General features: G+C 43.0%; 5 protein-coding genes. 2 read left to right on the top strand and 3 right to left on the bottom strand.

Annotated features, from left to right (window positions below):
- The coding region (locus tag F6K52_RS31875; protein ID WP_293088377.1) for a HEAT repeat domain-containing protein at positions 1 to 1,583 on the top strand (1,583 nt) is incomplete at its 5' end.
- 82 nt (positions 1,584 to 1,665) lie between these two features.
- On the opposite strand, the gene F6K52_RS31870 is transcribed toward F6K52_RS31875, so the two are convergent.
- Positions 1,666 to 2,073 carry a hypothetical protein gene (locus F6K52_RS31870; protein ID WP_293088375.1) on the bottom strand — a complete coding sequence of 136 codons (408 nt, stop codon included), beginning with the start codon at positions 2,071 to 2,073 and terminating at the stop codon, positions 1,666 to 1,668.
- A gap of 20 nt (positions 2,074 to 2,093) precedes the next feature.
- Positions 2,094 to 3,098 carry a transposase gene (locus tag F6K52_RS31865; RefSeq protein WP_293088373.1) on the bottom strand — a complete coding sequence of 335 codons (1,005 nt, stop codon included), beginning with the start codon at positions 3,096 to 3,098 and terminating at the stop codon, positions 2,094 to 2,096.
- Between the two features lie 657 nt (positions 3,099 to 3,755).
- Between F6K52_RS31865 and F6K52_RS31860 the strand changes: the two genes are divergently transcribed.
- Complete coding sequence (locus F6K52_RS31860; RefSeq protein ID WP_293088371.1) at positions 3,756 to 4,073, top strand: hypothetical protein; 318 nt, start codon at positions 3,756 to 3,758, stop codon at positions 4,071 to 4,073.
- Positions 4,074 to 4,208: 135 nt separating this feature from the next.
- On the opposite strand, the gene F6K52_RS31855 is transcribed toward F6K52_RS31860, so the two are convergent.
- Entirely contained in the window at positions 4,209 to 4,799 is a 591-nt protein-coding gene (locus tag F6K52_RS31855; protein WP_293088369.1) for a DUF2808 domain-containing protein, read from the bottom strand.
- Positions 4,800 to 5,224: the final 425 nt, after the last annotated feature.

The following is a 5,224-nucleotide window of genomic DNA, read 5'->3' as shown; positions in this document are numbered from 1 at the left end:
TCGACCCCTTAATTAAATTGCTGGATGATGACTCCTCTGATGTGCGTATTCGTGCGGCAGAAGCTCTGGGAAATATCGTTACAGAAGCCACCATCGACCCCTTAATTAAATTGCTGGATGATGACTCCTCTGATGTGCGTATTCGTGCGGCAGAAGCTCTGGGAAATATCGTTACAGAAGCCACCATCGACCCCTTAATTAAATTGCTGGATGATGACTCTTCTGATGTGCGTAAAAGTGCGGCATATGCTCTGGAAAAAATTGGGACAGAAGTGGCGATAGAGCCCTTAATTAAATTGCTGGATGATCACCACTCATTTGTGCGTAGAAGTGCGGCATATGCTCTGGTAAAAATCGGCAAAGAAGCCACTATTACTAAACTGATTAATCTCCTGAACAAGAAAGAATTTGCAGCAACTAATAATCAGGATATTTTTCAGGAAACCATAAATGTTATTAACGCTATTCAAGAGCGCTACCAAGTCTATAACCCAACCTATCGTCCCAAACCTACTCCCAAACCCAATACTCTTGAACCGATTACCACTCAAACCATATACATCCTCCACCTCTCGGACCTCCACATCACCACCCCTGATCAAGCTAGCCGTTGGTCAAACCAACTCGCCCAAGACCTGACCCAAGACCTTCAAATCCCTCACCTTGATGCTCTTATCCTCTCCGGTGATATCGCCAATTATTCCACTCCAGAAGAATACCAGGCTGCACAAGAGTTTCTCGACAAACTCCGCCAAGACTTCCCCCTAGACCCCAAGCAAATTGTTCTAGTTCCTGGTAACCATGACCTAAACTGGGAACTAGCAAAAGAGGCTTATGAGTTATGCGATTGGCCTTCGGCCACGCTACGCGATCGCACAAAAGACCATGATAAACTCCAAGACGGTGACTACATCAAAGTCACTGATCAGGTGATTCGAGTTCGAGACGAAGCCAAATACCAACAACGCTTTGCCCACTTCAGCCAATTCTATCAAGCCATCAAAGGTCAACCCTATCCCCTCGACTATCACCAGCAAGCCATTATCCACCATTTCCCAGACCAAAAGTTGCTGATCCTAGGACTAAACTCGGCTTGGCAACTGGATCACCACTTCAAAGACCGTGCTAGCATCCACCCAATTGCTCTGACCAACGCCCTGACTAAGATTCGCCGTAAATCAGACTACGACAACTGCCTGAAAATAGCGGTTTGGCACCATCCCCTCAATAGTGCTGGAAGCGATAGGATTATCGACCAAGGATTCATCGAACAACTAGCCGTTGCTGGATTCCGGTTCTTCCTGCACGGACATATCCACAAAGCCGAAACCAGCCTTTTCCGTTACGACCTCAGTCCATCAGGGCGCAAACTTGATGGAATTTGTGCTGGCACCTTTGGCGCACCGACCCTTGAACTAAGAACTGGTTATCCCTGGCAATATAATCTACTGAAAATTAACGGTAATCAGCTCACTGTCTACACTCGCCGCCGGGAAGAAGCCAATGGTGCTTGGAAAGCTGATTCACGGTGGACTCAGGGTCCAGGAAAAAGTGGTTTGGATTATTATTGCATTAAGTTGTAGGGAAGTAATCTTGGTGGAACGGGCATCTTGCGTGGAACGGGCATCTTGCGTGGAACGGGCATCTTGCCCGTGTCCTTACTCTTCAATTCTCCTGACCAACCTGATGTTGTGCCAAGAGCTGCTCAAATTCCTCCAGGGAGTTACTCTCAAGAGAGATATCAATCAACTGTTTCAACACAGAGATATCCTCTATGGCATTAATCGCTGCCACTAATTCCGGTGATACCGATTCAAACTGATGTTGTAAAATTTTAACTACTGTCTCTTGTAAAACTTGCCGATATTCTTGAAGTCCTTGTTGAAGTCCTTGTTGAAATCCTTGTTCAAATCCTTGTTGAAATCCTTTCTCCAGACCCCTCTTCATTGCTCTTTCTTCGACTCGACTAATTAAAGGCATCTGTCTTTCCTCCTGATAACGTTCGAGTTGAGTGCATCTGATTAAAGCTGTTTGACCCGGTGGGTGGAATGGTAATCTTGGTGGAACGGGCATCTTGCCCGTTTCCATACTCTTCAATTGTCCTGACCAACCTGATGTTGTGCCAAGAGCTGCTCAAATTCCTCAAGGGAGTTACTCTCCAGAGAGATATCAATCAACTGTTTCAATACAGAGATATCTTCTATTGAATTAATCGCTGCCACCAATTCCGGTGATACCGATTCAAAGTGATTTTGTAAAATTTTAACCACTGTCTCTTGTAAGCTTTCCCGAGATTCTTGAAGTCCTTCTTGAAGTCCCTGTTGAAGTCCTTGTTCCAGACCCCTCTTCATTGCCCTTTCTTCGACTCGACTAATCAAAGGCATCTGTCTTTCCTCCTGATAACGTTCAAGTTGTTGATTCAGCTCCAGTTCTAACTCTTCCGGTAAAGCCATCATTTGGTCAATACACTGGAACAGTTTCACTATATCGTTTTTACTATAACCTCGTTCAAAAAGTCTCCGAACCAGGTACCACTTCCATCGCTTGCGCTCCATTGGTTGTTTATGGGTAGCTTTTGTTTTTAAATGAGCCATCACCACTACTGCGAAGGGATTAGTACTCGATTCCAACACCTGCCACCTTGACTGATAGTTGAGTAATTTAACTATCGGAAATTCTAGACTAAGGCGACAACCTCCCAAGCCATATTCATAGGACGATGGAGACCAAGACGCATTCTCATCTCCCAATACCGCTAAGCTAATCACAGGTTTTTCGTACAGGTCAAATGCTCTGTAATGATATTGGTACATTCGCTTAGCAAAGCTTGATTCTTTTTGGCTTTGTACCTCTACATGAATCAACACCCAAGTTTCATTTCCACCACAGAGCCACACCTGGAATAATTTATCAGCAATCCGTTTTCCTGACTCCGCAGCACCAACTATTTGCTGTAATTCTGTATCAAGGGCTTGGGGGGTCTGATTCCAATCAATCAGAGTGTGAACTTCGGGAAAACAAAACTGCAAAAATGAATCAAAATAAGCTTGTAATGCTTCTTTCCAAGGATTGTCATAGTCAGCTATGGGTTCGTTCATTTCTATTTTTTACTTCTAGACTAATCCTAAAAACCATCTCATAAAAAAGAGATAATTGCTCTCATTACTGTCATGGTATTCAGTGTAGTAAATTGTATAGTATGATAGCGAATTATGGGGAAATTAATACTAAAATTACTGAAAGCAAGTTATAGGATTTATAAAATAGGTAAACTACACAAGTTTGTAATTTTAGTAAATAGCTATTGAGCCAGTAAAAAGGGGAGCCAGTTGCTGCTCTGACTCCCCATCTTCTAAAGTTTCCTGTGTTTTACTATTCCGATCAGGTGACTGGGATTAAAAATCCGATTGACATGCAGGTCACGCTACGCGATGAAGCGAAGCTTCCGCTAATAGCGATCGCTTTTAGCGGAAGCTCTTCGATACTGTCATTCTTTTTGATCAAGCTTCAGCTCCAGTTATAACTATTCCGGTAAAGCTATCATTTGCTCAATACACTGGCTGCTAGTGAATTAATCTGACGGTGGGCAGTGGTTACCAAAAGCTAAACCCTAGTTATCGGTGTCATCCACTGCCCACCCTACATAAACTTCCCACTGATAGTAATTAATCCGATGGTGGGCAGTGGTTACCAACAGCTAAACCCTAGTTATCGGTGTCATCCACTGCCCACCCTACATAAACTTCCCACTGATAGTGATTAATCTGATGGTGGGCAGTGGTTACCAACAGCTAAACCCTAGTTATCGGTGTCATCCACTGCCCACCCTACATAAACTTCTCACTTGTAACTATTCCGGTAAAGCCATCATTGGATCAATAGACTGGCTGCTAGTGATTAATCTGATGGTGGGCAGTGGTTACCAACAGCTAAACCCTAGTTATCGGTGTCATCCACTGCCCACCCTACATAAACTACTGCTAGTGATTAATCCGATGGTGGGCAGTGGTTACCAAAAGCTAAACCCTAGTTATCGGTGTCATCCACTGCCCACCCTACATCGACACTTATAGCGTTTATCATAGCTATGAGGTACACATTATTTTTTCCCTCTTCCCTGCTCCCTAAAACCTAAAACCTAAAACCTAAAACCTAAAACCTAAAACCTAAAAATTTGTACCTAATGGGTATAAGACTTGCTATATCCCTTAATCTCCAAATTCATCAAAAAACAACCTACGGCTACCTAGGAATAAACCAGGGCTATTGTCTCCAGTGGAAAAAGCCGTGACTCCAAATAAATAAGAACCACTAAACTCAGGATTTTTCTTAGCTCTAACCGAAACTGTAATGGTTTGACCAGGATCAACCGGTGGATCAAACACAACAGTTACTTGATCCGAGTTAGACGATTCACTACCGCCAATATTAGCCAAGGTCAGGGATGAGCCACCAGCAAAAGTTTTGCCAACAAACGCACGACTCTTTCTCGGATCAAATGTGACTTTCTCGATATTAGTTTTATTCTGGGTAATCGTTACAGCTTGCAAAGACTCTCCAGCATCTTCCGGTAATTTGAGGGTAAATTGGTAGGTTGATGGAATCCTTACTCTATTAAAGCTCGTAGCTGCCCTAACTAAGCGCGGAGCACGATTAAACACAGTCTTACCATTACCGATCTCAATCGTCTTAGCAGGTAAGCCATAAAGAGTAGTTGGTAGCAATATCCCCAATAAAAAAGCACCAGAGCCTACAAGACGAGCTTTAGTTAATTCCCAACGTGCTATAGTGTTAGTCATCTCAATCACCTCTAATCAAGAAAGCGTCCGAAACAAATTTACTGTTTAACGAAAAATTTTTAATTAACCAATAGCCTTCAACGATAAATACTCAACCGGACTTAATATTTAGGATAAGAGTATTTTATTAAAATTACCTGATATCTCCCTTAGAAAACCATCATATAGCGTTTATCGCAGTTATGAGGTAAGCTTTTCAACCTCAAAGTCCTTAGTAAGTTTGTAAGTATTCAGCTATCAGCTATCAGCCATTGGTGACAAGTTAAGCAAAAGAGCAATTTGTCAAGCCCTCTGAGTGTGGGAAAGGAGACAAATCAAGGGGAGGTTTTTTTCTCCTGGTACGAGGGGCTTTGACAACCCCCAAATCTTGGTTCTCTTTAGCAGTTAAATAGGCCACTGGGTCAGTGGCTTTCCCTTGATGATAG

This window comes from Moorena sp. SIO3H5, from assembly GCF_010692395.1.
In the GTDB taxonomy this organism is placed as follows: Bacteria; Cyanobacteriota; Cyanobacteriia; order Cyanobacteriales; family Coleofasciculaceae; genus Moorena.
The sequence above is the reverse complement of the archived record's forward strand: the minus strand, read 5'-3'. Positions and strand labels throughout refer to the sequence as shown.